Source organism: Halochromatium sp., assembly GCF_046541315.1.
Lineage (GTDB): Bacteria > Pseudomonadota > Gammaproteobacteria > Chromatiales > Chromatiaceae > Lamprobacter.
The window spans coordinates 1-22,066 of sequence record NZ_JBKHDN010000019.1 but is presented as its reverse complement, the minus strand read 5'-3'; the positions used below and the strand labels follow the sequence as shown (position 1 = coordinate 22,066).

Here is a 22,066-nt window from a genome sequence, read left to right as displayed (position 1 = left end):
GCGCCGCCGGAATACCAAGACGCCGAGGCCTTCTTCGCCCGCACCTTCATCACCGAAGGCATGCGCCTGCTGCTGATCTCGGTCGCCCAGCGCCTCGCCGGCCAGGGCGGCGACCCGGTGATCCAATTGCAAACCGCCTTTGGTGGCGGCAAGACCCACACCATGCTTGCGGTCTACCACCTCGCCTCACGGCAGGTCGGCACCGATGTGCTCACCGGCATCCCGCCGATCCTCGATGAGGCCGGTATCACCAGTCTGCCCAAGGCCCGTGTCGCCGTGCTCGACGGTATTGCGCTGGCCCCGAGTCAGGAACTGGTCAAGACCGGCGGGCAGAAGGTCACCACGCTCTGGGGCGAGCTGGCCTGGCAACTGCTCGGCGACGCCGGCCTGGCCCTGGTGCGTGACGCCGATGCCGAAGGCACCTCGCCCGGCAAGGAACGGCTGATCCAACTGCTCACACAGGCCGCGCCCTGCGTGATCCTGATCGACGAGCTGGTCGCCTTCCTGCGCCAGTTCGAGCCTGGCCAGCGCTACCGCGCCGGCACCTTCGACTCCAACCTCAGCTTCATCCAGGCCCTGACCGAGGCACTGAAGGCGGTGCCCAACGCCATCCTGCTCGCCTCGCTACCGGAATCGGATCTGGAGATCGGCGGCAGTATGGGTCAGCGCACCCTGAGCGCGCTGGAGAAATACTTCGGTCGGGTCGAATCGGTGTGGAAGCCAGTCGCCAGCGAAGAGGCCTTCGAGATCGTCCGTCGCCGTCTGTTCGAGCATGCCGGCGAGCGCACCGAGGTCGAAGGCATCGCCCGGCAGTTCTCCAACTTCTACCAGGAACACAGCAGCAAGCTGCCGCTCGAGACCCAGTCCAACGCCTACTACGAGCGCCTCTGCGCCGCCTATCCGATCCACCCCGAGGTCTTCGACCGGCTCTACGAGGACTGGTCGACGCTGGACAAGTTCCAGCGCACCCGTGGCGTGCTGCAATACATGGCCATCGTCATCCATCGCCTGTGGACCGCCGACAACCGCGACGCACTCATCCTGCCCGGCTCGATCGCGTTGGATGATGCCAATGTGCGCAACAAGAGCATCCACTACCTGCCCCAAGGCTGGGAGCCGGTGATCGAGCGCGAGGTCGACGGCCCGCGTTCGGAAGCCGATGAACTCGACCGCTATGACACCCGCTTCGGCAGCGTGCAGGCCGCCCGGCGGGTGATGCGCACCCTCTTTCTCGGCAGCGCGCCGGCGGTCTCGGCCCAGAGCGTGCGCGGCCTCAAGACCGAACGCATCCTGCTCGGCGCCGCGCAGCCCGGGCAGTCGCTCGGCCTGTTCGAGGATGTCCTCAAGCGCCTGCGCGATCGGCTGCACTATCTCTACTCCGATCAGGACCGCTTCTGGCTCGACACCAAGCCGAATCTGCGTCGCGAGATGGAAAGCCGCATGCAGCAGATCAGCAACAAGGATGCCCTGATTCCGCTGCTGCGCGACAAAGTCCGCGCCGTCTTTGGCCAGCAACACGGCTTCGCCGGTATCCATGTGTTCACCCCCTCGGCCGATGTGCCCGACGACTTCGGCAATGGCCCGCGCCTGGTCGTGCTCGCCCCCGAAGCCGGCTACAGCCGCGCCGATGGCGCCTTAGCCCGCACCGCCGCCGAACAGATCCTGACCCAGCGCGGCGAACAGCCGCGACAGAAGCGCAACCGGCTGCTCTTCCTCGCCCCGGACGATGACAGCGTCAACCGGCTCAAGGAAACCGGCCGCGCCTTCATCGCCTGGCAAGGCATCGTTGCTGACATCGACGAGGGCACCCTCAACCTGGACCTGTTTCAAGCCAAGCTCGCCAAGCAGCATCGCGACGAGACCGAGAAGACCCTCAAGCAGCTCGTGCGCGACACCTACAAATGGCTGCTCTGTCCGGTCGAGGAGTTCATCAAGGGCCGCCCGCGCCTGAACTGGGATGCCGTCAGCCTCTCCACCCACGCGCCCAACCTGATCAGCGAGATCGAACGCGCCCTCAAAGACGAGGATTGGTTGATCACCGAGTGGAGTCCAATCCACCTCAAGCGTCTGCTCGAGACCTGGTACTTCAAGGACGGCGTCACCGAGATCGGCGCGCTCAAGGTGTACCAGGACTGCTGTCACTATCTGTATCTGCCGCGCCTGATCAACGCCGAGGTGTTCAAGGATGCCATCGCCAAGGGCGTGGCGAGCGAGGACTACTTCGGCTTTGCCGCAGGCAAGGATGGCGAACGCTATCTGGGCTTGATGATCGGGGACAAGGGCGTGATAGAGCTGAGCGAGGAGGCCTGGCTGATCGAGCGCAAAGCCGCGCTCGCCTCTCGCAAGATCCTCAAGCAAGCACAGACCAAAAGTGCAGGGGGGAGCGGTGACGGTGCCACAGAGGACAGGACGGGAGGCGACACCGGCGGTTTAGGCGGACGCGGAGCAAGCGAACGCAAAGCCGGCGGATCTGGTGAAACCGGCGCGGGCGGCAATGGCGGCGGTAGCGGCCACACAGGTACCAGTGACACCCCGATCAAGACCCAATTTTACGGCAGCATCGAACTCGATCCGGTCAAGGCGAAGCTGGATTTCGCGCAGATCGTCGATGAGATCATCGAGCAGTTCACCGCGCGGGTGGGCGTCGAGGTGACCCTCTCAATCGACATCCAGGCCAAGACCAAGACCGGGTTCGACGAGAGCCTGCAGCGCACCATCAAGGAGAACTGCAACGTGCTGAAGTTTGGCTCGGCGGAGTTTGAGGAGGAGTAGCGGGATGATCGATCGCATCAGAACGTCGCTTCTTTAAGCTGGACCGGCCTGCGCCTGAGCGCCGATGTGGTGCAGCAGCACTTGCTGTGCTATCAGCCGGTCGAGCCGTAGATCACTCCACTCTTGCCGTCGAGCGTGTCGGCGCGCACCTTCAACATCTCCTCGAGGAAGAACACCAGCCCATAGCCGGTCGCCTCGGTGCGCGCGCGGCTGCCGCCCCAGTCCAGTCCCTTGCCGGTCAAGACGCCGGATTCATAGCGGTTGGTGATGCGCTTGTATTGGCCGAACAGAAAACCGATCTCGCGCTGGCCGACGCCGATATCGCCGGCCGGGACATCGGTGTTCTCGCCGAGATGTCGATGCAGCTCGATCATCAGGCTTTGGCAGAAGCGCATGATCTCGGCGTCGGAACGGCCCTTGGGATCGAAGTCGCTGCCGCCCTTGCCGCCGCCGATCGGCAGGCCGGTCAAGGCGTTCTTGAAGATCTGCTCGAAGCCGAGAAACTTGATGATGCCGAGATACACCGAGGGGTGGAAGCGCATCCCGCCCTTGTACGGCCCGAGCGCGCTGTTGAACTCGACGCGAAAGGCGCGGTTGATGTGGACGACGCCCCGATCGTCCTGCCAGGGCACGCGGAAGATGATTTGGCGCTCGGGCTCGCAGATGCGCTGGATGATCTTGTGCTCGGCGAACTCCGGGTATTTCACCAGCACCGGGCCGAGCGATTCGAGCACCTCGCGCACGGCCTGGTGGAACTCGCTTTCGCCGGGGTTGCGGTGCAGGACATCCTGATAAATGGGTTCGAGCTTTTCGTCTAGACTGACCGCCATGCTGTGATCTCTCCGTCAACGTCGAGGCCAGCCCGGAGGCCGGGCGTCGACCTCGGTGGGCCGGGTTGGCCAAGGCCACCGAACCGGGGCGCTGGATTAGGCCCCGCTAGAGGTTCATAATGCCCGATTTTCAGCGTCCGGGGTGCCGATAACCCTGTTTAAGCCTGAGGGGCAGTTTGGATGAGCGCAAAAACAGTCTGTATTCTCGGTGGCACCGGCTTCGTCGGCCAGCACCTGCTCAGCCGCCTCGGTCGCGCCGGCTGGCACTGCCTGGTGCCGACGCGGCGGCCGCATCGCCACCGCGAGCTGAAGCTGCTCGAACAGCTGACCCTGGAGCCGGTCACGGCATTGGACCGGGATACGCTCGATGCATTGCTGCCGGGCTGCGATGCGGTGGTGAACCTGGTCGGCATCCTCAACGAGGACGGCCGCTCGACCTTCGAGCGCGTGCATGTCGAACTGGTGCGCGAGTTGACCGCCGCCGCGACCGCCGCCGGGGTGCCGCGCCTGATCCAGATGAGTGCGTTGAATGCCGACGCCGAGCGCGGTGCCAGCGCCTATCTGCGCTCCAAGGGCGCGGGCGAGGACCTGGCACACCGGGCCGAGGGGGTGCAGGCCACCAGCGTGCGGCCGTCGGTGATCTTCGGCCGTGGCGACCACTTCTTCAATCGCTTTGCCTCCTTGCTGGAACTGTCGCCGGGCGTGTTCCCGCTGGCCTGCCCGCAGGCGCGCTTCGCGCCGGTGTGGGTCGGCGATGTCTGCGAGGCCATCGCGCGCGCGTTGGATGATCCGCAAACCATCGGCCAGCGCTACGATCTCTGCGGCCCGCGCGTCTTCAGCCTGGAGGAGTTGGTCGAGCAGACGGCGAATTGGATTGGCCGGCGGCGTCTCGTCATCGGCCTCAACGAGCGCGCCTCGCGCTGGCAGGCCGAGTTCTTCGAGCGCCTGCCCGGCAAGCCGTTCACGCTGGACAATTATCATTCGATGCAGATCCCGAGCACCTGCGGTAAGCAGGATGGGCTGCTCGAACTTGGCATCCGCGCGAGCGATATCGAGACCATCGTGCCGACTTATCTGCGTTGAAAGCCAGCCAGGGCGCGATCTGCTCCACGATCGATCCCCGCCCGCAATGGGCGACCGGTTCGCGAGCAGGGCGCTGCGCTCGCGGCTGGACGCGATCTCGGATGGGACTCCGGCAGGTCACAGTCGGGCGCTGAGGTCGCGCACCGAGAAGCCGCTGAGCGCATGGGCGTCGAGTCCTTTCGACAGTCCCAGCACCTGGAAACGCTCGCCCATCTGGCTGGGTAACAGCAGCTGCTTGGCGCCGGCGGTCAGCTCCAGCAGCGCCTGCGGATCATCGCCGCCGGCCTCGGCGATCAGGGCGTCGATGCCGCAGCCGATGAGGAAGTTGGCCTGAGTGGTGTAGCCGGCGAGTCGTAGGCCGGCGGCGCGGCCGGCCTCGGCTAAGGCGCTGAAATCGACATGCGCGGTGATGTCCTGCAAGCCCAGATCGCGATAGGGGTCGCTGTGGGCGCGATGGCGGCTGTGGCACATCAGGGTACCCTGGTCGCGTTCGTCGAGGTAGAACTCGGCGCGCGGATAGCCATAATCGATCAACAGCAGCAGCCCGGCGTTGAGCATCGTGCCGAGGGCCTGGGTCCAGGGCGCGAGCCGCAGGTTGATCTCGGAGCGGTAGCCCGGCCGAGTGGCGAGGCCGTTGGCCTGCAATGCCGCGACTGCGGCTTGCAGCGCGGGCGTGGCGGGTTCGGCGAGGATCTCGACGAGGCGCTCGCTTGCGCCTTGGTCTGCGCCTGCGCCTGTGCCTGTGCCTGCGCCTCTGCCTGCGCCTGCTGCGCCCTCGAGGCCGACGCAGACCTCTTGCACCTGGCCCGCGTCGCCGATCTGGAAGCGATGCACCGGCATTGCGTCGAGCACCTCGTTGGCGAGGACGACGCCGTCGAAACGCTCCGGCAGGCGCTCGAGCCAGTGGCAGCGCGCAAGCAGCTCGGGCACGCGTTCTGTTAAGGTTTGACGCTGGCGCTCGGCCAAATCCGGGCTTGGCTCCAGGATCAGGTAACGCTTTGGCAACGCGCCTTGCGCGGCCAGGGTTGCCAGCAGCTCGGCCGCCAGGGCGCCGGTGCCGGCGCCGAGTTCGAGCAGGTCGCCGCGCATGGGGCCGCTGCCGATGCCCGGCTTGAGCAGGTCGCCATGCCCGCTCGCGCGCCCGGCGCTGGGTTCGCGCAGGTCGTCATGCCCGCTCGCGCTCCTGGCGCTGGGTTCGCGCAAGCCGTCGCGCCCGCTCCCGTTCTTGGTGCCACGCTCGCCAAGTGCGCTCAAGACCTCGCGGCAGGCGACGGCGAGACAGCGCGCGAATAGCGGCGAGATCTCCGGGGCGGTGACAAAATCGCCCTCCGGCCCCAGTTTTGGGGCACCGGCGACGTAATAGCCAAGCCCAGGCGCATACAGCACCAGGTCCATGAAGCGGTCGAACGGCAGCTTGCCTCCGGCGGCATCGATCTCGCGGCGGATCAAGTCCGCGAGTAGCGAGCGTTGGGAACCGGGTTGGGTGCCTGAATCGGCACCAGATCGGGTGCCGGCTGGATCGCCCCTGTCCATCATCGAGATACAGTCCTCATTATGGTCGCTCGATCCGATCGCCGTACGACACGGATTCCAGATGCTCAAGATTGCGCAGGATTGTCGTCACCGCGAGTCAGGGCGTATGGCGATATCGCTCATCGCGGACCCTCTAAAACCATCGGAGACGCCTTGTGACCACCCAAACGACTTCGCCATCAGCCACGCCGGCATCGACCCCGGCATCGACCCCGGCAGCCACCGAGGCCTCCACGATGACCTCGACCTCATCCGCCTCGCTCAGCGGCAAGGTCGCGCTGATCACCGGTGGGGCGCAGCGCATCGGCGCGCGCATTGCGCGCCTGTTGCACGCCGAGGGCGCCGATCTGGCGCTGCACTACTATCGCTCGCGCGAGGCCGCCGAGGCCTTGCAGCAGGAACTCCAGGCGCGGCGCCAAGGCTCGGTGCAATTGGTGCAGGCCAATCTCTGCGATATCGCGCGCCTGCCGGCGCTGCTCGACGAGGTCGAAGCCTATCACGGACGCCTGGATGTGCTGGTCAACAATGCCTCCAGCTTCTATCCGACGCCGCTCGATGAGGCCACCGAGGCGCACTGGGACGAGCTGCTCGGCTCCAATCTCAAGGGGCCTTTCTTCCTCGCCCGCGCTGCCGCCCGGCTGCTGCGCGCGAGCCGGGGGGCGGTGATCAATCTGGTCGATATCCATGCCGAGCGCCCGCTCGAGGCGCATCCGATCTATTCGATCGCCAAGGCCGGCAATGCGATGATGGTGAAGACCCTGGCGCGCGAACTCGGCCCCGAGGTGCGGGTCAACGGCATCGCGCCGGGCGCGATCCTCTGGCCGGAGCAAGGGCTTGCGGACACCGCCAAGGATGAGATCCTAGGGCGCACGGCGCTCGCCCGCCCCGGCTCGCCGGACGACATCGCGCGCACCTTGCTGTTCCTGGTGCGCGATGCCGATTACATCACCGGCCAGATCATTGCCGTCGATGGTGGCCGCACCTTGCAGCAGTGAGCGCCGCTTGTCCTCCTGATGGCCGCTCGACCTGAGCGCCGGACAACATTGCTCAAACAGCCTGGATTCCACGCGCTCTGCCCGCAATTCCCGGCGAACCCAATCGAAGCGCCTGATCTCACTGGGCTCCACCTCCTGACGACCAAAGTCTCGCAACACTATGGTCGGATTTTTCAGCAGGTTAGTGTTCACCGGGAATTGCTGGCGCGATTCGTACCCGCGCGTCAGGGCGAATGGCGATATCCACCAACCATGACAGGTATCCGATGACTGAAGAGAACAACGCCATCCTCCATCAGGGCGCCGAGCGTAGCTCGCCCTATCCCGTCAGCCGGCTCGCGCCGGCGTTTCAGGCGCCCGCGCTGGCCGCGGAGATCGAGCGCGCCGAGTCCATGCTCAGCGCGCGCACCAGCGCCAAGCTGCGCGTCATCGCCGATCAGATCAAAGCCCTGCAGGCCGAGGCGCGCAAGGCCTTAGACGAGGCGCGCGACGAGCAGGCGCTGACCCATGCCGAGTGCGCCTTCAAGCGCCTGCCGGGCAAGATCTACCATCTCTATCAAAGGCCCGATGGCGGTCGCTACTTCTCGATGCTGTCCCCTGAGGACTGGCGTGGTGCGCCGCCGCATCCCTATCTCGCCTCCTATCGGCTCGAGGCGGACTACTCGTGGACGGCGCTTGAGGATCTGGAGCAGGCTGACGATACCGGCGATCTGGTGCAGCAGTTGCTGCGCATCGATGGCTTGGCGAGCGGGCGTTAGCGCTTGGCCGGACCTCGGGGTGACGCCATCAAGATCCCGCGGCGCCCGCCGGCAAGATCCTCAATGCCGAGGATCTCGCTCCAGCGCTCACGATGGATCGCTCGGTTGGCCGCGGACCTCGCCGAATCGGGCACGGGTCTCGCCTATCCGCCAGAACGAGCGAGCAGCATGCACTTTCCCTAAGGCTTTTGGGGCAGGCCTAAGGCGATTGACGGAAATCGCCTTAGGAAGAATCCATCATTTGCTTCCCGAAGCGGCCGCGACCGCTCGCTCCGAAAGCGGGAAGTCATGTCTGGATAGCCACTTAGCGTTGGCTCGGGTCATCGCTGGCATCGCCCGCTGACCCGGCGGAGCCTGGGTCGCCGTACATCCCGCTGCCGCTTGGGGTGCCCATCGTTCCCATTGTGTCTCTCTGATCCCGGTTCTGACCGGGTGCCTGTTGTTGCATCTCGGGTGACTGTTGTTGCATCCCAGGTGCCTGTTGTTGCATCGATTCTTGCTGCCCTTGCTGCCCTTGCTGCCCTTGCTGCCATGCCGGCTGCTCGGGTTGCTCGAACTCCTGCTCTTCTAACGAACCCGTACCCATATCATTGCCGTTGCAACCAGCAGTGAGCGCCAGCGCGGCTCCGGCCAGCAGCGCTCCACGCAGCTTGGTCAAGGATGCAACCCTGTGTGTCTTCGGATTTCGTGTCTCTTTCATCAAATGTCTCCACGAGAACTCTCGCCCTTGAGAGCGCTGGCGATAACGCATGGCGACCGCGGTAGCGCGGTCAACGAAAAAGGTGCAGGCCTCTCGCCTGCTGGCCTTGCCCTTTGCCCATGTTGACAGACAAGCGGATGCCGACTGACAGCCAGGATAGGCTCCTGACCATGGACTGACAGAGCGCTCACAAGAGAGCAGATGACATGCCAATCCCTTGCCGCGACCGCCGAATCCGCGCGGCTGCCGAACAGGGTTGAACTGCGGGCGCCCAAGTGCGAGCGCCTGACCGCGCACCCGAGCGTGTTGATTCGAGACATGTGTCAGGCCGACACGGATCAGATCGACACGGGACTGTCGGCCAAACCCAGAGTGTTCGTACCGGCCTTTTCCTGGAGCGCGCCCCGTTCGGCCACGTGAGAAGCAGGCGAGCGGTTGCTGGGCGAGGCGAACGCACAACTGGCCGGCGATCGCAAGACCCTGGAAGGCATTGACGGGGACAGGCTCAGGCTACAGACCCATGCCGTGGTCTGCATCGGGCTGCTGCGGTTCGTGTGGTGACCGTTTCCAACCCGGGCGCCGGGCGGTCGAGACAGCTGCTCGATCGGCGTTGGGCGATTGACGGCAATCGCCTTAGGCCAGGTCCATCAGGGCCAGCAGCTCTTCGCTGCGCATCACATGGCAATAGATCATGTTGATGATCGCGAGCTCCTGCTCGTGCAGCGCGTCGGTGCCCGCCGCGCAGCAGTCCTCGAGCAGGATGACCCGGAAACTCTCGTCGGCGAGGCTGCGCACCGTCGAGGAGACGCATTGATCGGTATAGATGCCGGTCACGATCAGGGTGCGGATGCCCATGTTGCTCAGCAACAAGCGCAGGTTGGTGCCGGTGATGGCGCTGTCGGTGGTCTTGGTGACCACGATCTCGCCCGGCGCCGGTGCCAGCTCCGGGATGATCTGCGAGCCGGGGCTGTCCTTGGGCATCAGCAGGTTGTTCCAGCCCGGCATCTTCTGACTCAGCGAGCGATCGCGCCCGTCCTCGAGCTGGCAGGCGATGCGCGCGTGGATCACATCGAGACCCTGTTCGCGAAAGCGCTGTTGCAGGGCTTGCAGGCGCGGGATCACCGTGGAGCGCATGCGCTCGTGGAACGGCGCCCAGCGCGCGCGCTCCTGCGGGTCTTCATGCAGCTCCATGCCGTAGTTTTGGACATCGATGCAGAGCAGGGCGGTCTCGGCAGGGACCAGGACCGGGTCATCGGGCTCGGGGGCGCCTTGGTAGTAGAACGAGCGGTGTGCGGTCTTCCAGGTCATCGGGATTGGCTCCGGGTCGCGGGATGGCATCGGGATGAGGAGGCATGCGCTGGCGGGCACTCTGCCAGATTGCCGGCGGGGCGTCATCTGTCGTCAGTCAAGCGTTGTTGCGGATCTTCAATGCATTGGCCGTTCTAATCCTTAGACTTTTAATCAGTTTTGTTTTGCCCGCAATGAGACCGATGCCCTATGTCACAGCCGACTTCCGACGCGCGTCGACTCCCGAATTTTCCGATCGCCTTCTTCGCCATGGTCATGGGTCTGTCCGGGCTGACCATCGCCATGGATAAGGCACAACACGTCTTCGCCATCGACCTCGCCTTCGATCTCAATCTCTGGATGGCCGGCGCGACCGCGAGCGTCTTCTCGCTGTTGTTGCTGATCTATCTGGCAAAGCTGGCGGTCTATCCGCGCGCCGTGCTCGAGGAGCTGCGCCATCCGGTCAAGCTCAATTTCTTCGCGGCGGTGTCGGTCAGTCTATTGCTGCTCTCGATTGCGTTCCTGCCGATCGCTGAGTCCATCAGCCGTCCGCTGTGGATGACCGGCGCCAGCCTGCATCTGCTGTTCACGCTCTATGTGATCAGCGTCTGGATCCATCATGAGCATTTTGAGGTCCACCACATGAATCCGGCCTGGTTTATCCCGGCGGTGGGCAACGCGCTGGTGCCGGTGGCGGGTGTGCCGTTGGGGTTCGTGGATGTCTCCTGGTTCTTCTTCAGCATCGGCATCCTGTTATGGGGCGTGCTGATGACGATCATCTTCTATCGGCTGCTGTTCCATGCGCCGATTCCCGAACGTTTCATGCCGACGTTGTTCATCCTCGTCGCGCCGCCGGCGGTGGGCTTCATTGCCTACATCAAGCTGGTGGGGCAGCTCGATCCGGCGGCCATGGTGCTCTACTTCAGCGCCCTGTTCCTGACGCTGCTGCTGTTCGCGCAGGCGCGTTACTTTGTCCGCCTGCGCTTTTTCCTGTCGTGGTGGGCCTACACCTTTCCGCTGGCGGCGATCAGCATCGCCAGTATGCTGATGTTCGAGCAGGGCCATGGCGATCCGTATCGCTGGATCGGCGCCGGTCTGCTCGCGATCCTCACGCTCGTGGTCTTCTTCCTGTTACTGCGCACCCTGTACGCGGTCTTTCGCCATCGTATCTGTGTGCCTGGGCACTGAGTCGCGCGCGCCTACCGAAACCACCTTGGCCAACCTTGGAGAGCCTGAATGAAACAGACCCTTCTGCAAGAGAAGTACCCGATCTACACCCTGGAGGTCGGCAAGGACGAGACCCGATTCGCGGACGCCGAGTCGATTATCGCGTACCTGAAGGCGTGCATCGATGCGCATGAGGTCGCGCACTACATCGGTGAGTTCGACCATCTGGAGCACACGCGTTCGCTGCCCGCGGGGCAGATCGCCGATGGCATCCAAGCCGCAAGGCACATCCTGTTCTGTTTCGGCACCAAGCTAATGGACCCGCACGTGATGGCGGTGCGGCCGCGCTCGATCGGTGTCGTCGATCAGGGCGACCAGTTCGTCGTGACCTTCCTCGAGGCGCCGATGCCGCTCGCGAACGAGGCGATGGAGCGTTGGGTCAAGGCCATCGTGGAGCAGCCGACGCCGGTGGCGGCCTGAGTCCGACCGGAGGCGAGATCGGCGCTCGCGCTGGGGCCCGCAACGCGCGCCGAATGCGGGTGAGGCCAATGGATCAGCCTGCGACGCGCCAAAGCCCCGGTCTCAACGCCTCGCCACAGCGCTTGCAGAGATAGCGCTGCCCTTTTGCGACCTTGTTATGACGGATGCTCGACAGCCGATGCGTCATGCAGCCGCAGTGATAGTCGAAGTATTGTAGCTGGCGTGCTTGCAGACCGCCGATGTCGTAATCATGGCAGCGCGTCGGTTCGGCGCCGAGCTGGCGCATGATGCGCTGCCACTCCGGCCCATGCGGACGGATCCGCGCGCCATGGCGCCAATAGGCCAGCACATGAGCCACCTCATGCGGGACGGTGTGTTCCAGAAAGGCGACGCCCTCGCGTTCGAGCAGCGCGAGGTTGTAGCGGATCCGGGCGGGCCCGTCCGTGCGCATGCGAACCTGACCCGCCGTCTGGCCGCGCAGGTCGAAACGGATCTCGACGCTGGGTGCGGCAAGACCGGGACCGCGCTGCATGGTAGGCCATGCCAGCGCACGCTCGAGCAGCGCGAGCGTGTTGGCGCGAGCACGCTCCATCAGAACCGCGCGCGGTGTCTGTTCGAGGTCGCCTCTTGCGTCAGCGCAAGCGCGCAAGGATCCGCTCGTCGTCTTCGCTCCCATCGGCCCTGATCAGATGCGCGAGGTCGTGGTGGAGGCCTCGCGATCGCGCGCCGCCGAGTCCTGTTTGGCCATCCAGGCATGCAGGCCGCGCCGTGCGAACTGGCTAAAGCCGGCCTGTGCATACAGGGCGCGGGCGGGCTGATTGCGCGCGTCGACCGAGAGCAGGAGGCGCTCGGCGCCGCCACGCAGGGTGCGGCGCAGCGCTTCGGCGATCAGTTCCCGGCCCAGTCCAAGGCCCCGCCATGCCGGCAGGATGCCCATGTACATCAGTTCCCAGCAGGACGTTTGCGGATGCGGGGCTAACAGCAAGACGCCGGCGTCTCGATCCTGGTCGCGGAGGATGCACCAGTGTTGCGGCGCGTACTGCCCCTGATGGCGAAAACCTTCGATGGCCTGCTCGGGGCTGAGCGTGCCATGCAGCTCGGGGCAATCGAGCGAGCGGTCTTCGATCTGGCGCATCAGCGATGCCAGCCGCGGCGAGGGCAGGTCGCCAATGGACGCAAAACCGACGCCCGGGCGCGGCACGGAGGCGAACAGCGCCTGGCGCTGCTCCGGGTTGGGTTGCGCCGCGAGGTAGAGCAGATCGACGAGCTGTGGCAAACCGTTCTCCCGCAAGCGGGCGGCCGCCGGCTCATCGGCGCTGTCGATCACGGTCTGGACGATCCGTAGGTCCTGGGTCGCCGCCCAGCGCAGGGCGCCGCGCAGTAAGCTCGGGCCACGCGGGGAATGACTGTGCGGCGGCCACAGGCGGGCTGTGTGACCCGGTTGTCGCTGGACCCATACGGCGGCGCTGGGCGCTGTTTCCTGCGGCGTCGTGTCGTCGGCGGCGATCAAGAGCCCGCTCCAGGCCGCCTCTGGCTGGTCCGCGCACTCGTCAATCGCTGCGGCCAATTCTGCTAAAGTAGCAGGATCATGGGTGGCGGCCAACTGTCCGAGTGCCGCGACCCGCAGGTGGCGTGGGCAGGTGACGAGCGATGCACGGCTGGTCGACCTGGCGGTTGAGGCACGCGGATGGGCTGTATGCAAGGGAGTGTTCCCCCGGATTGGATGTCAGCACATCAAGATGGAACAGGAACGCCAATTCTGCAAGAGTCCGCTGTCTGGGAGGAAAACACTAATGAATGCTTCGAGCCTCGCTGGGTATCTCGCTGTCGCAGCCCTGGTGCTGGGGTTGGTGACGCTGTTCGTGTTCTATGTCGTGGTGATCAAGGAGCGCGCTAAGGGGGATAAAGATCAGGATCAGGAGGAGCGGACAGGGCGGGAGGATCAAACGGCCGCCGAACTCCGATCCAGGCCCGCTGCCGATGCCGCCAGCGCGGGATCGGCCCGCCGCTCGAGCGTGCGCAAGCCGAACCAAAAGAAGGGGATCGAGAAGAGCCAGCGCTATCTGTTCGTGGTGTTCGACGAGCCGGGGCCAGCGGCGAATCAGGCGCTCGGACACATACTGAGCGATGTTCGGGCCTTTTACGAGGCCGGTCTCGGTATCTACCATGTGCCGCCGGGTCCGGAGGGGTATCCACTGACCGTCGCCAACGCCTCCTCGCCCGGTATGCTACCGCCGCTGCATCTCGGTGGCGACCATCCGCCGGTGCAAGGGGTGTCGATCCTGATCAAGTTCATCAATTCCCGCAGCGTCTCGCGCAGTCCCGAGACGCTGATCAACTTTACCCACCGGGTGGCGGAGATCGGCGGGCGCATCCTGGATGTCGAGCGCAAGCCGGTGACCGAGGAAACCTTCGCGGAGCTGCGTCGCGACGCAGAATGACCTGCTGGAAAAAGCCTCGCTCGTTGTCTGACAGCAAGGTTCAGGCAACCTCTCAGGCGATGCTGCGCAAGAAGGCCTGTCCCGAGCCCGCTCCGGTGCTTGCGGCGATGCGGCTATAGTCCTCGACGCGGGGATCGCGCCCGGGTGCCGAGGGGGACAGCGGCTCTGCATCGGCAGCGCGACGTTCCGCCGGCAGCGACTCGCCGTGGAGTTGCTGTTGTTGCTGGCTCATCTCGAGTCGCGCCGCGAGCAAGTTCTGACGCGCGCGGGCGGCGATCTGATAATCCGCCGGCGAGGGATCGGCCGGAGCTAGGGCGGCGGCGATCACGGTTTGCATCTTCTCGATCGTGGCCCGAGGATCGCCGGTGATGGGGCCATAGTCGACCGATACCCGCCCAGCGACCGCATAACGCTGGCCATCGGGGCCGATCTCGTAGTCGTAGCGGGCGCTGCCGGTGTAACGGCCGCCGGCGATCTGGTGCGCCATCTCATGCTGGCGGACCTTGCGATCGGTCTGTTTGAGCTGTTCGAGGAGCCGCAGCTCTTGCGGCGAGAGTTCCTGTTCGAGCCTGTCGTTACGCGCGTTGCGAGCAGCATCGCCTTCGGCGACGCGACCGCTTGCACCTTCCTCGGCGGCTCGATCGATCTGCGCGCCATGGTGGCCGGGCTCGCTCGCGCCGGGCTGGCGGGCAGGATCAAGGGATGTCGCCCTGGGTTGGCCAGGCGCCAGCACACCGCCCTGGGCCGGGTTACCAGACGTGGCGATGAAAGGAATCGGTCCAGTGGCGGTCGGGATGATCATGATGCGATCCTCATTGCATGCTCAATTCCTAAGCTGGGGGCTCGGTCAGGCCATCAAAAACTTTCCCAGTCATCTTCGCTGTGAGCGGTGGGCGCCTTCTCGCGGGGGTTCGACGAGGATGGGTGTGGGTGGTGATCGGCCTTTGTGGACGGCGCCGAGAGGGCGGCGGGCCGCCGCGGAGCGGCGCTCTTGTGGCTGGCTTTCCCGGCGGGCAGCGCGAGCTTATTCGAGGTCTGATCGCCGACATTGAAGAAGGCGACCGCCTCGGCGAGGTCGCGGGTTTGATCCTCCAGCGAAGCCGAGGCGGTGGCGGTCTGCTCGACCAGGGCGGCGTTCTGTTGCGTGACCTCGTCCATCTGGCTGATGGCGACGCTGACCTGATCGATCGCCATGGTCTGCTCGTTGGAGGCGCGGTTGACCTCGTCCATCAGCTCCGAGACCTTGGCGCTATGGGTGACGATCTCCTTCATCGAGGAGCCCACGGCTTCGACCAAGCCGCGTCCTTCCTTGACCACCTCGCCGTTGAGGGCGATCAGTTCCTGGATCTGCTTGGCCGCGTCGGCGGAACGCTGCGCGAGGTTGCGCACCTCCTGGGCGACCACCGCGAAGCCGCGACCTTGCTCGCCGGCGCGCGCGGCCTCGACCGAGGCGTTCAGGGCGAGGATATTGGTCTGGAAGGCGATGCCGTCGATGAGGGTAATGATGCCGCTGATCTTATCGGAGCTTTCGGTCAGCTCGTGCATCTTGCCCATGGCCTGCTCGGCCTTCTCGCCGCCCTTGCTGGCGGAGTCATGGGCCTGGCTGGCCAATTGGTTGGCCTGGGCGGTGTTCTCGGTATTGTGTTTGACGGTGGAGGCGACCTCCTCCATGCTGCTCGCCGTCTCTTGCAGGCTGGAGGCCTGCTGCTCGGTGCGTTGGGAGAGATCGGTATTGCCGGTGGCGATCTGGTTGGCGGCGGTGCTGATCGATTCCACCGAGCCTTGGATATGGATGATGAGATCGCGCAGCTTGTCCTGGGTGTCGGCCAGGGCCAGCAGGGTTTGCCCCACCTCATCCTTGCCCGTGGTCTGAATCTGGTTGGTCAGATTGCCCTTCGACATCTCGAGGAAGACCCGCTTGGCATTGGCCAGCGGACCGGTGATGCGCAGGATCAACTGCCAGCCGAGCAGCGCCCCGAACACCACCGCGACGACGAGGGCGGCGATCATCAGATTGCGCATGAAGGCGGTCTCGGCCTCGGCGCCGCGGTAGCCGTCCAGCGCCGTCTGCTTCTCCAGCTCGATCATCTCGATGAGGGTCTTGTTGAGCGCTTCGTAAGCAGGCAGTCCTTCGATGAAGATGAGATGATTGGTACTGGAAAACTCGTCCTTGAGGGCCAGATCCATCGCCGGCTCCAAGGCGTTGTAGATCAGGCGCTGGTATTCGGTGTCGAAGCGCTCGGCCAAGGCCTGCGACTCGTCGTCGTCGATGTTCGCCTGAAAACGCGTCCACAGTTCCTCCAGCTCGGCCTGGTTGTCGGCGATAATATCCGTGTGCATGGACGTGGGGTGGTCATGCAGCGCGCTCACCGCGAGCCTCGGATCATGCTGCGAGGCGAGAAAAACCTCGATCATGATGTTGCGCAGCAACGCATCGATGCGCGCCAGATCCTGCGAGCGCAGAAGATTGTCCTCGTAGACCTCTTCCAGGGCGCTGTTCGAGGATTGCATGCCGTTGAGGCCCAGTCCCCCGACGGCCAGCAGCAGCGCCAGCATGATGCCAATCAAGAGGATGAGGCGATGTTTGATCGTCAGGGTCATGGCGCAATCTTCTCTATAGGGACGGCTGAACTCGGTCTACGACGGGGATATCCTTGGTCTATCGGCCGAACAACCCTTGGCTTGAGCATGGCAGGCCGAGGTGGATCAGCGGGGTCTCCGGTTCGGCGATGGAGTCAAAGTCAGTATATCATCATCGCTTGGCTGAACTCTGAGGCACGAGGCACGAAAAGACGCAACATGCCGACGATCGATGTCGTCATCGCGCTCTCCGCCGAGGCCTGCCGGGCTCACTATGAAGGGCGGGTCGACTCCGTGTATACCTGGAGCCTGGATGGACGGCGCGTGGTGTTTCCGGCCACGGCCTTGCGGCGCGTGGTGACGCGTGACGGGGTGCATGGGATTTACCGGCTCGGTTTCTCTTCGGCGGGCCAGTTTGAGACGATAAGGCGCTTGCTTTGAGCCGGTGCTGTAGAGGGTGACCGCCGTTGGTCGCCAAACCGAATGGGGATGCAATGACCGAACAAGACCCAACCAAGGAACAGGATCATGGCTATAGCAGCGTGACCAAGCCGTCCGAGGTCGAGACGCTGCTCGGCGCTCTGAGCGAGCCGGGCGGGGCCTCGCTGGTGTTGGAGAACAGCGATGGACGGGTGCTGCCGGTGCTGGTCGCCGAACAGGTGTTCGGCGAATATCTGCTGCTCGATCTCACCGCGATTCGGGAGGTCGCCAGCGAACTCCGGGGTGGCCATCGGTTCCGGCTGATCGGGCAGGCGCAAGGAGCGATGTTGCGCACCCCGTTGCTGACGATCGACAATTGCCAGGAGACCGATGGCCGCCTGCAATGCCGCTGCGACTATCCTTACGAGCTGGAGGTGTTGCAGCGGCGGGAGGCCTTCCGCGCGCGCCTACGGCTAGGAATGGAGGTCGGCGCCATCCTCCGCTGCCAGGAGGACGGAACCCATTCGCAGGGCGATCTTCGGGATCTCTCGCTCCAGGGCTGCCGGCTCGAGCTGCCGGTTGGCAGCGCCAACATGCTGACCACATCGACGCCGCTCGACATCGAGCTGTGTTTCCTCAATGGCGCGCGGTTCTCGATCCAAGGCATTCCCAAACATCATCAGGTCGATGTCGAGCGCCAGGTCGTGAGCGTCGGGTTCCAGTTCATGACGCCCAGAACCGATCAGGAACGCCAGATCTGGATGTTCGTGGGCGAGATCGAACGTGAGTCGGCGCGTCAGTCGAGCGATCGCGACGACGGCAAGCTCCGCTCGAAGCTGTTCCAGATCGATCCCAAGGCCCCCGCGCCGGTCGCGCGGCGCGATGCGCAAGTCTATGCGACGCCGATGACCAAGCGTCTGGCGAGCGTGGCGGGCTATCTGGATTCCGAGTTGCTCGAGCTGCGCGATCAACCGCAGCTGCATTCGGTCCATCTCTCGCGCTATGCCGACCGTCTGCTGGCGCTCTACGACGAGGATCGCGAGGCCTTGCTGTTCGCCACCCGCTGTCTCTTCCAGGAAGCACGGCTGGTGCGCCATGGGTTGTCGGTCGCCGTGTTCCTGCTCGACATGACCGTTCGCAGCAAGATGCCGCGCGATGCCTGCAAGGCGATTGCCGCCTGCGCGATGGTCCATGATCTCGGCAAGGGTTTGTTGCCGAACGAACTGCTGCAAGCGCCACGGCTCGACGAGGCCCAGCGCGCCGAACTGCACAGCCATGTCGAACGCCTCGAGCCCAGCTTCGAGACCTGTCAGTGGCTGCCGAGCAGCATCGTGAGAAGCGTGTTCCGGGAGATCAACGAGCGTCTCGACGGCAGTGGCTATCCCGCCGGTTTGACGGGCGAACGGCTCGGCGAACTGCCGCGCCTGGCCATGGTGGTGGATGTCGTCGACGCGATGCGCCGGGATCGGCCCGACCGGCCGGCTTGGAAGATCAAAGACGTCTATCGCCACTTGCTCGATCGTCCGGAACGTTTCGAGCAACGCTGGGTCAAGCGCTACATCAGGAACTTCGGACTCTTCCCGATCGGCACACTGGTGCGCTACGAGTCGGATCAGTTGGCCTGGGTTCAGGAGATCGATGCGCAGGGACAACCGGCGCGGGTGCAACTGACCGATGCGGTCAAACCGCCGGATCGCTCGCTTGGCGAGATCCTTCAGGGCGAGTCCCTGCTGGCGCTGGGCAAGCCGCAGGAGGAGGTTCCATTGTCGATGTGAGGGCTTGATGGCCATCACAGTTTCGCGCTCATTCTCTAAAGTCCGGCAGACGCCTGCCGATAATCCTTTCAAACCGGCAAAGCAGCGACCCGCGTGAGCGACTGACCGAAGCCGTCGTCCCGCGTTTGTCGGACTCTCAAAGACCAGACCAGGAGGCCTTATGTCAACCATCACATCGCTCGGTATCGGTTCAGGACTCGATCTCAACGGTTTGCTCGACCAATTGCGCGAAGCCGAGCGCGGCCGGCTGGAACCGCTTGCCAAGCAGAAGGAGGCCCAGGAGGCCAAGCTCTCGGCCTACGGCGAATTGCAAGGAGCCCTGTCGGCGTTCCAGTCGGCGACCGACGCGCTCAACGACAGCTCGCTCTTCGCGAGCGTGTCGAGCAATGTCACCGGCAGCAGCGTCACCTCGGCGGCGAGCTCCGATGCCGAGCCAGGGCGTTATGATGTGGATGTCACCCAGCTCGCCCGCTCGCAGAACATTGCGACCAGAGGTTTTGCCGACGGGCATACCTTTTCCGAAGGCACGCTGAGCATTGAAACGGGCAGCGGTACATTCGACATCGCTGTGGCGGAGGACGCCACTCTCGAGGACATCCGCGATAGCATCAATGCCGCTGGGGAAGGGATCACGGCCTCCATCGTCAACGATGGCTCGGACGAGCCGTTCCGGCTGGTGCTCGCGACCAACGAGACCGGCACTGATGCCGAAATCCGATCGATCAGCTTCGATGGCGGCGAAGATCGGTTGGTCTTCGGCGATGGCGCTACTGGTAATAGCATGACAGAAGGGGTCGCGGCCCAGGATGCCTCGCTCGAGGTCAACGGCATCACGATCACTAGCCAAAGCAACCGGGTCGAAGAGGCCATTCAGGGCGTGACGCTGGATCTGACCGAGACAGGTTTATCAACCGTCAACGTCGAGCGCGATAATCGCGGTGTGCGTGAGGCGGTCGGCGCCTTCGTCGATAGCTACAACAGCTTACGCGAGACCACCGGCGAACTGACGAGCTTCAACGCGGAAACTGGCGAGGCGGGTGAACTGCTCGGCGACAGCGCAATGCGCATGGTTGAATCACGCCTAAGCAGGACCCTCGGTGATGGCGTGGCCGAAGGCGAGTTTCGCGCCCTCTCCGAGATCGGCATCAGCCTGCAGCGCGATGGCACCTTGCAGCTCGATGACGCGCGCCTCGACGAGGTCATCGTCAACGATCGCGATGCCCTGACCGAGTTCTTTGCCGGACAGGGCGACGAGCCGGGCATGGCTGGCGCCCTGAGTCAGACGCTGAGCCAGATGCTCGGTGACAACGGGCTGCTCGATAGCGCGAGAAGCGGCGTTCAAACGCGCATCACGAGTATTGATAATCGGACCGAGCGCATGGAGATTTCCATCGAGCGCACCATCGAGCGCTACCGCTCGCAGTTCGCCCAACTCGACTCCATGGTTGCGGAGATGAACGAGACCAGCTCCTATCTGACCCAACAGTTCGACAACCTGAACGCGATGTTTGGACGTGATTAAGCCTCCGGCCGACTTCTCTCGGAGAGCAATGAATCACTAAGTGGCTGTCCATTTTCTCCTTCCCGGCGATTGCTAGAGAGTGGCTCTCGACTCGGGAAGCGGTTGATGGATCCTTTCTAAGGAGAATGCGATGACTGCAATGCGTGGAGCGGGAGCCTACGGGCGTGGTGCCGGGGCCTATGCCCGGGTTGGCGTCGAAAGCAGTGTGATGTCGGCCAACCCCCATCAGCTGATCGTGCTGCTGTTCGACGGCGCGCAGGCCTCGATTCGCGCCGCGCGGATTCAAATGCAGGCCGGTAACACGGCCGCCAAGGGGCTTGCGATCTCCAAGGCCTTGGATATCGTCAACAGTGGCTTGGCCGCCGCGTTGGATACCGAGCGCGGGGGCGAGGTGGCCGAACGTCTCGCCTCGCTCTATGACTACATTGCCCGGCTCTTGCTGGCAGCCAATCTGCACAATGACGAACAAAGCCTGAACGAGGCCGAGTCGCTGCTCGACGAGATAGCAACCGCCTGGCGCGAGATCGGCACCAAAACCGCTCCAGCAGCACCCGACTGAGCAGACGATACATTAAAAGCATGGCTTCTTCCCTCTCGCGCAAGACGGCGGCCTCGACGACCACCCCTGATCAGCAGCAATTGCTGGATGCCTATGAAACGCTCCTTGCGTGCTCGGGAAGGATGCTCAAGGCCGCTCGCGAGGCTGATTGGGAGGCGTTGATCGACCTCCAAGGTACCTATCTGACCGAGATCGAAATGCTGCGCCATCTTGAGGATGCAGAGGTGGCGCTCGACGACGACGGACGCCAGCGCAAGGCGGCATTGCTTGAGCAGCTGCTTGCGCAGGATCGAGAGATTCGGCAACGCTTGAACGACCGGCGCAACGAACTCTCCAGCATGATCCTGGATTCGAAGCACGAATTGGCCTTGACTCGGACCTATCGTTATTATCAGGAAGTCTCCGAGGCCGAGGTCATCGAGGCCACTCAGCGCTTCAAGTCGTCGTGAGCGGTATCAACTTTATCATCGATACCCTGATGCATCAGGTGTTGGGGAAACGGGTCGATACACAGCTACCCCGTGATCTCAACCCGCCGGTCAAGCCCACGGCGCCAGCGGACGCGCCGACGGCGGTTCGTAGCGATTCCCGGCTCGACGCGCGCTCGAACGCAGCGATCGGGCAGATGGGGCGGGCGCTACGGGAAGCGCCGAACACACAGATTAGGCAGCCGGGGGGTGGCGGCGAGGGGCGGGGAACGCCCTCGGCGCAGGTCAATTTCACGCCCACGGCGCGCTCCATCGCCGATCTTTTGCTCCGTTTCCCGGCGACGACCACGATCTCCACGGTTCGCGTGTCACAGCCCTTGTTCCCGAGCAATGCTCAGCCGGCGCCGGCCCAGGTAGCTGAACAATTGCAGACCACGGTGCGAGAGAGTGGCCTGTTTTACGAGTCGCATCTCGCACGTTGGTATCGAGGCGGGTTTTCGCGCGAACAGCTCCAGCGCGAGCCACAGATGTGGCGAACAATGGATACTAGTCAGGCTGCGCGACCCGCCGCGCAAGCGCCAACGGCGACGCCTGCGGGCCAAGCGGGTCAACCAGCTCAGCCCGCAGGCCAGCCGGTGGCACAAGCGCCAACGTTGGCGCCTGCGGGCCAAGCAGGTCAAGCGGCTCAGCCTGCCGGTCAGCCGGCGGCGCAAGCGCCAACGGCAGCGCCTGCGGG

At 64.3% G+C, this 22,066-nt stretch carries 20 protein-coding genes and 1 pseudogene; 13 read left to right on the top strand and 8 right to left on the bottom strand.

Annotation, left to right across the window (positions count from 1 at the left end):
- Window positions 1–2,772, top strand: a 2,772-nt coding sequence (locus tag ACLFQI_RS02680) for an ATP-binding protein (RefSeq protein ID WP_410757279.1), incomplete at its 5' end; no start/stop codon positions are given.
- 101 nt (window positions 2,773–2,873) lie between these two features.
- Here ACLFQI_RS02680 and ACLFQI_RS02675 read toward each other — a convergent pair.
- A pseudogene (locus ACLFQI_RS02675) lies at window positions 2,874–3,602 on the bottom strand (Glu/Leu/Phe/Val dehydrogenase dimerization domain-containing protein); the annotation flags it as partial.
- A gap of 180 nt (window positions 3,603–3,782) precedes the next feature.
- Between ACLFQI_RS02675 and ACLFQI_RS02670 the strand changes: the two are divergent.
- Window positions 3,783–4,685: a complex I NDUFA9 subunit family protein gene (locus tag ACLFQI_RS02670; RefSeq protein WP_410757278.1), complete on the top strand. Its 903-nt coding sequence runs from the start codon at window positions 3,783–3,785 to the stop codon at window positions 4,683–4,685.
- 117 nt (window positions 4,686–4,802) lie between these two features.
- Here ACLFQI_RS02670 and ACLFQI_RS02665 read toward each other — a convergent pair whose 3' ends face one another.
- On the bottom strand, window positions 4,803–6,218 hold the full coding sequence (locus ACLFQI_RS02665) for a class I SAM-dependent methyltransferase (protein WP_410757277.1): 1,416 nt from the start codon (window positions 6,216–6,218) through the stop codon (window positions 4,803–4,805).
- 236 nt (window positions 6,219–6,454) lie between these two features.
- Between ACLFQI_RS02665 and ACLFQI_RS02660 the strand changes: the two genes are divergently transcribed.
- Entirely contained in the window at window positions 6,455–7,213 is a 759-nt protein-coding gene (locus ACLFQI_RS02660) for a pteridine reductase (RefSeq protein ID WP_410757276.1), read from the top strand.
- A gap of 266 nt (window positions 7,214–7,479) precedes the next feature.
- Entirely contained in the window at window positions 7,480–7,971 is a 492-nt protein-coding gene (locus ACLFQI_RS02655) for a DUF2452 domain-containing protein (RefSeq protein ID WP_410757275.1), read from the top strand.
- Window positions 7,972–8,275: 304 nt separating this feature from the next.
- On the opposite strand, the gene ACLFQI_RS02650 is transcribed toward ACLFQI_RS02655, so the two are convergent.
- The gene (locus tag ACLFQI_RS02650) at window positions 8,276–8,671 is read right to left on the bottom strand and encodes a hypothetical protein (RefSeq protein ID WP_410757273.1); all 396 of its coding nucleotides are present in this window, start codon (window positions 8,669–8,671) and stop codon (window positions 8,276–8,278) included.
- A gap of 633 nt (window positions 8,672–9,304) precedes the next feature.
- Window positions 9,305–9,979, bottom strand: a complete 675-nt coding sequence (locus ACLFQI_RS02645) for a cysteine hydrolase family protein (protein WP_410757272.1) — start codon at window positions 9,977–9,979, stop codon at window positions 9,305–9,307.
- A gap of 189 nt (window positions 9,980–10,168) precedes the next feature.
- Here ACLFQI_RS02645 and ACLFQI_RS02640 point away from each other — a divergent pair, with 189 nt between their 5' ends.
- Both ACLFQI_RS02640 and ACLFQI_RS02635 read left to right on the top strand, forming a co-directional pair.
- Window positions 10,169–11,146, top strand: coding sequence for an SLAC1 anion channel family protein (locus ACLFQI_RS02640; protein WP_410757271.1), 978 nt, complete (start codon window positions 10,169–10,171; stop codon window positions 11,144–11,146).
- Window positions 11,147–11,194: 48 nt separating this feature from the next.
- Window positions 11,195–11,605: a DUF6858 family protein gene (locus tag ACLFQI_RS02635; protein ID WP_410757270.1), complete on the top strand. Its 411-nt coding sequence runs from the start codon at window positions 11,195–11,197 to the stop codon at window positions 11,603–11,605.
- Between the two features lie 73 nt (window positions 11,606–11,678).
- On the opposite strand, the gene ACLFQI_RS02630 is transcribed toward ACLFQI_RS02635, so the two are convergent.
- Together ACLFQI_RS02630 and ACLFQI_RS02625 are read right to left on the bottom strand one after the other, a co-directional pair.
- Window positions 11,679–12,197 (bottom strand): SprT-like domain-containing protein, encoded by a 519-nt coding sequence (locus ACLFQI_RS02630; protein ID WP_410757269.1) that lies wholly within the window; start codon window positions 12,195–12,197, stop codon window positions 11,679–11,681.
- 93 nt (window positions 12,198–12,290) lie between these two features.
- A complete protein-coding gene (locus ACLFQI_RS02625) occupies window positions 12,291–12,932 on the bottom strand; it encodes a GNAT family N-acetyltransferase (protein ID WP_410757268.1) in 642 nt (213 codons plus the stop codon).
- A gap of 466 nt (window positions 12,933–13,398) precedes the next feature.
- On the opposite strand from ACLFQI_RS02625, the gene ACLFQI_RS02620 reads away from it, so the two are divergent.
- The gene (locus ACLFQI_RS02620) at window positions 13,399–14,046 is read left to right on the top strand and encodes a hypothetical protein (protein WP_410757267.1); all 648 of its coding nucleotides are present in this window, start codon (window positions 13,399–13,401) and stop codon (window positions 14,044–14,046) included.
- Window positions 14,047–14,098: 52 nt separating this feature from the next.
- Here ACLFQI_RS02620 and ACLFQI_RS02615 read toward each other — a convergent pair whose 3' ends face one another.
- Window positions 14,099–14,848, bottom strand: a complete 750-nt coding sequence (locus tag ACLFQI_RS02615) for a putative metalloprotease CJM1_0395 family protein (RefSeq protein WP_410757266.1) — start codon at window positions 14,846–14,848, stop codon at window positions 14,099–14,101.
- 53 nt (window positions 14,849–14,901) lie between these two features.
- Complete coding sequence (locus ACLFQI_RS02610; protein ID WP_410757265.1) at window positions 14,902–16,647, bottom strand: methyl-accepting chemotaxis protein; 1,746 nt, start codon at window positions 16,645–16,647, stop codon at window positions 14,902–14,904.
- A gap of 198 nt (window positions 16,648–16,845) precedes the next feature.
- Here ACLFQI_RS02610 and ACLFQI_RS02605 point away from each other — a divergent pair, with 198 nt between their 5' ends.
- The 6 genes from ACLFQI_RS02605 to ACLFQI_RS02580 form a co-directional block, all read left to right on the top strand.
- Window positions 16,846–17,067 (top strand): DUF2835 family protein, encoded by a 222-nt coding sequence (locus tag ACLFQI_RS02605; RefSeq protein WP_410757264.1) that lies wholly within the window; start codon window positions 16,846–16,848, stop codon window positions 17,065–17,067.
- Window positions 17,068–17,120: 53 nt separating this feature from the next.
- Window positions 17,121–18,821: an HD domain-containing phosphohydrolase gene (locus ACLFQI_RS02600; RefSeq protein WP_410757263.1), complete on the top strand. Its 1,701-nt coding sequence runs from the start codon at window positions 17,121–17,123 to the stop codon at window positions 18,819–18,821.
- 160 nt (window positions 18,822–18,981) lie between these two features.
- Window positions 18,982–20,343, top strand: coding sequence for a flagellar filament capping protein FliD (gene fliD / locus ACLFQI_RS02595; RefSeq protein ID WP_410757262.1), 1,362 nt, complete (start codon window positions 18,982–18,984; stop codon window positions 20,341–20,343).
- Window positions 20,344–20,473: 130 nt separating this feature from the next.
- Window positions 20,474–20,902, top strand: coding sequence for a flagellar export chaperone FliS (gene fliS / locus ACLFQI_RS02590; RefSeq protein ID WP_410757261.1), 429 nt, complete (start codon window positions 20,474–20,476; stop codon window positions 20,900–20,902).
- A gap of 20 nt (window positions 20,903–20,922) precedes the next feature.
- The gene (locus tag ACLFQI_RS02585) at window positions 20,923–21,351 is read left to right on the top strand and encodes a flagellar protein FliT (protein ID WP_410757260.1); all 429 of its coding nucleotides are present in this window, start codon (window positions 20,923–20,925) and stop codon (window positions 21,349–21,351) included.
- A gap of 426 nt (window positions 21,352–21,777) precedes the next feature.
- Window positions 21,778–22,066: hypothetical protein (locus ACLFQI_RS02580; RefSeq protein ID WP_410757259.1), on the top strand; the 289-nt coding region annotated here is incomplete at its 3' end.

Bases quoted from the DNA above. Each gene is read 5' to 3' on its own strand.
- ACLFQI_RS02670 (WP_410757278.1), top strand. From the start codon at position 3,783: ATGAGCGCAAAAACAGTCTGTATTCTCGGTGGCACCGGCTTCGTCGGC.
- ACLFQI_RS02665 (WP_410757277.1), bottom strand. From the start codon at position 6,218: ATGGACAGGGGCGATCCAGCCGGCACCCGATCTGGTGCCGATTCAGGC.
- ACLFQI_RS02660 (WP_410757276.1), top strand. From the start codon at position 6,455: ATGACCTCGACCTCATCCGCCTCGCTCAGCGGCAAGGTCGCGCTGATC.
- ACLFQI_RS02655 (WP_410757275.1), top strand. From the start codon at position 7,480: ATGACTGAAGAGAACAACGCCATCCTCCATCAGGGCGCCGAGCGTAGC.
- ACLFQI_RS02650 (WP_410757273.1), bottom strand. From the start codon at position 8,671: ATGAAAGAGACACGAAATCCGAAGACACACAGGGTTGCATCCTTGACC.
- ACLFQI_RS02645 (WP_410757272.1), bottom strand. From the start codon at position 9,979: ATGACCTGGAAGACCGCACACCGCTCGTTCTACTACCAAGGCGCCCCC.
- ACLFQI_RS02640 (WP_410757271.1), top strand. From the start codon at position 10,169: ATGTCACAGCCGACTTCCGACGCGCGTCGACTCCCGAATTTTCCGATC.
- ACLFQI_RS02635 (WP_410757270.1), top strand. From the start codon at position 11,195: ATGAAACAGACCCTTCTGCAAGAGAAGTACCCGATCTACACCCTGGAG.
- ACLFQI_RS02630 (WP_410757269.1), bottom strand. From the start codon at position 12,197: ATGGAGCGTGCTCGCGCCAACACGCTCGCGCTGCTCGAGCGTGCGCTG.
- ACLFQI_RS02620 (WP_410757267.1), top strand. From the start codon at position 13,399: ATGAATGCTTCGAGCCTCGCTGGGTATCTCGCTGTCGCAGCCCTGGTG.
- ACLFQI_RS02615 (WP_410757266.1), bottom strand. From the start codon at position 14,848: ATGATCATCCCGACCGCCACTGGACCGATTCCTTTCATCGCCACGTCT.
- ACLFQI_RS02610 (WP_410757265.1), bottom strand. From the start codon at position 16,647: ATGACCCTGACGATCAAACATCGCCTCATCCTCTTGATTGGCATCATG.
- ACLFQI_RS02605 (WP_410757264.1), top strand. From the start codon at position 16,846: ATGCCGACGATCGATGTCGTCATCGCGCTCTCCGCCGAGGCCTGCCGG.
- ACLFQI_RS02600 (WP_410757263.1), top strand. From the start codon at position 17,121: ATGACCGAACAAGACCCAACCAAGGAACAGGATCATGGCTATAGCAGC.
- fliD (WP_410757262.1), top strand. From the start codon at position 18,982: ATGTCAACCATCACATCGCTCGGTATCGGTTCAGGACTCGATCTCAAC.
- fliS (WP_410757261.1), top strand. From the start codon at position 20,474: ATGACTGCAATGCGTGGAGCGGGAGCCTACGGGCGTGGTGCCGGGGCC.
- ACLFQI_RS02585 (WP_410757260.1), top strand. From the start codon at position 20,923: ATGGCTTCTTCCCTCTCGCGCAAGACGGCGGCCTCGACGACCACCCCT.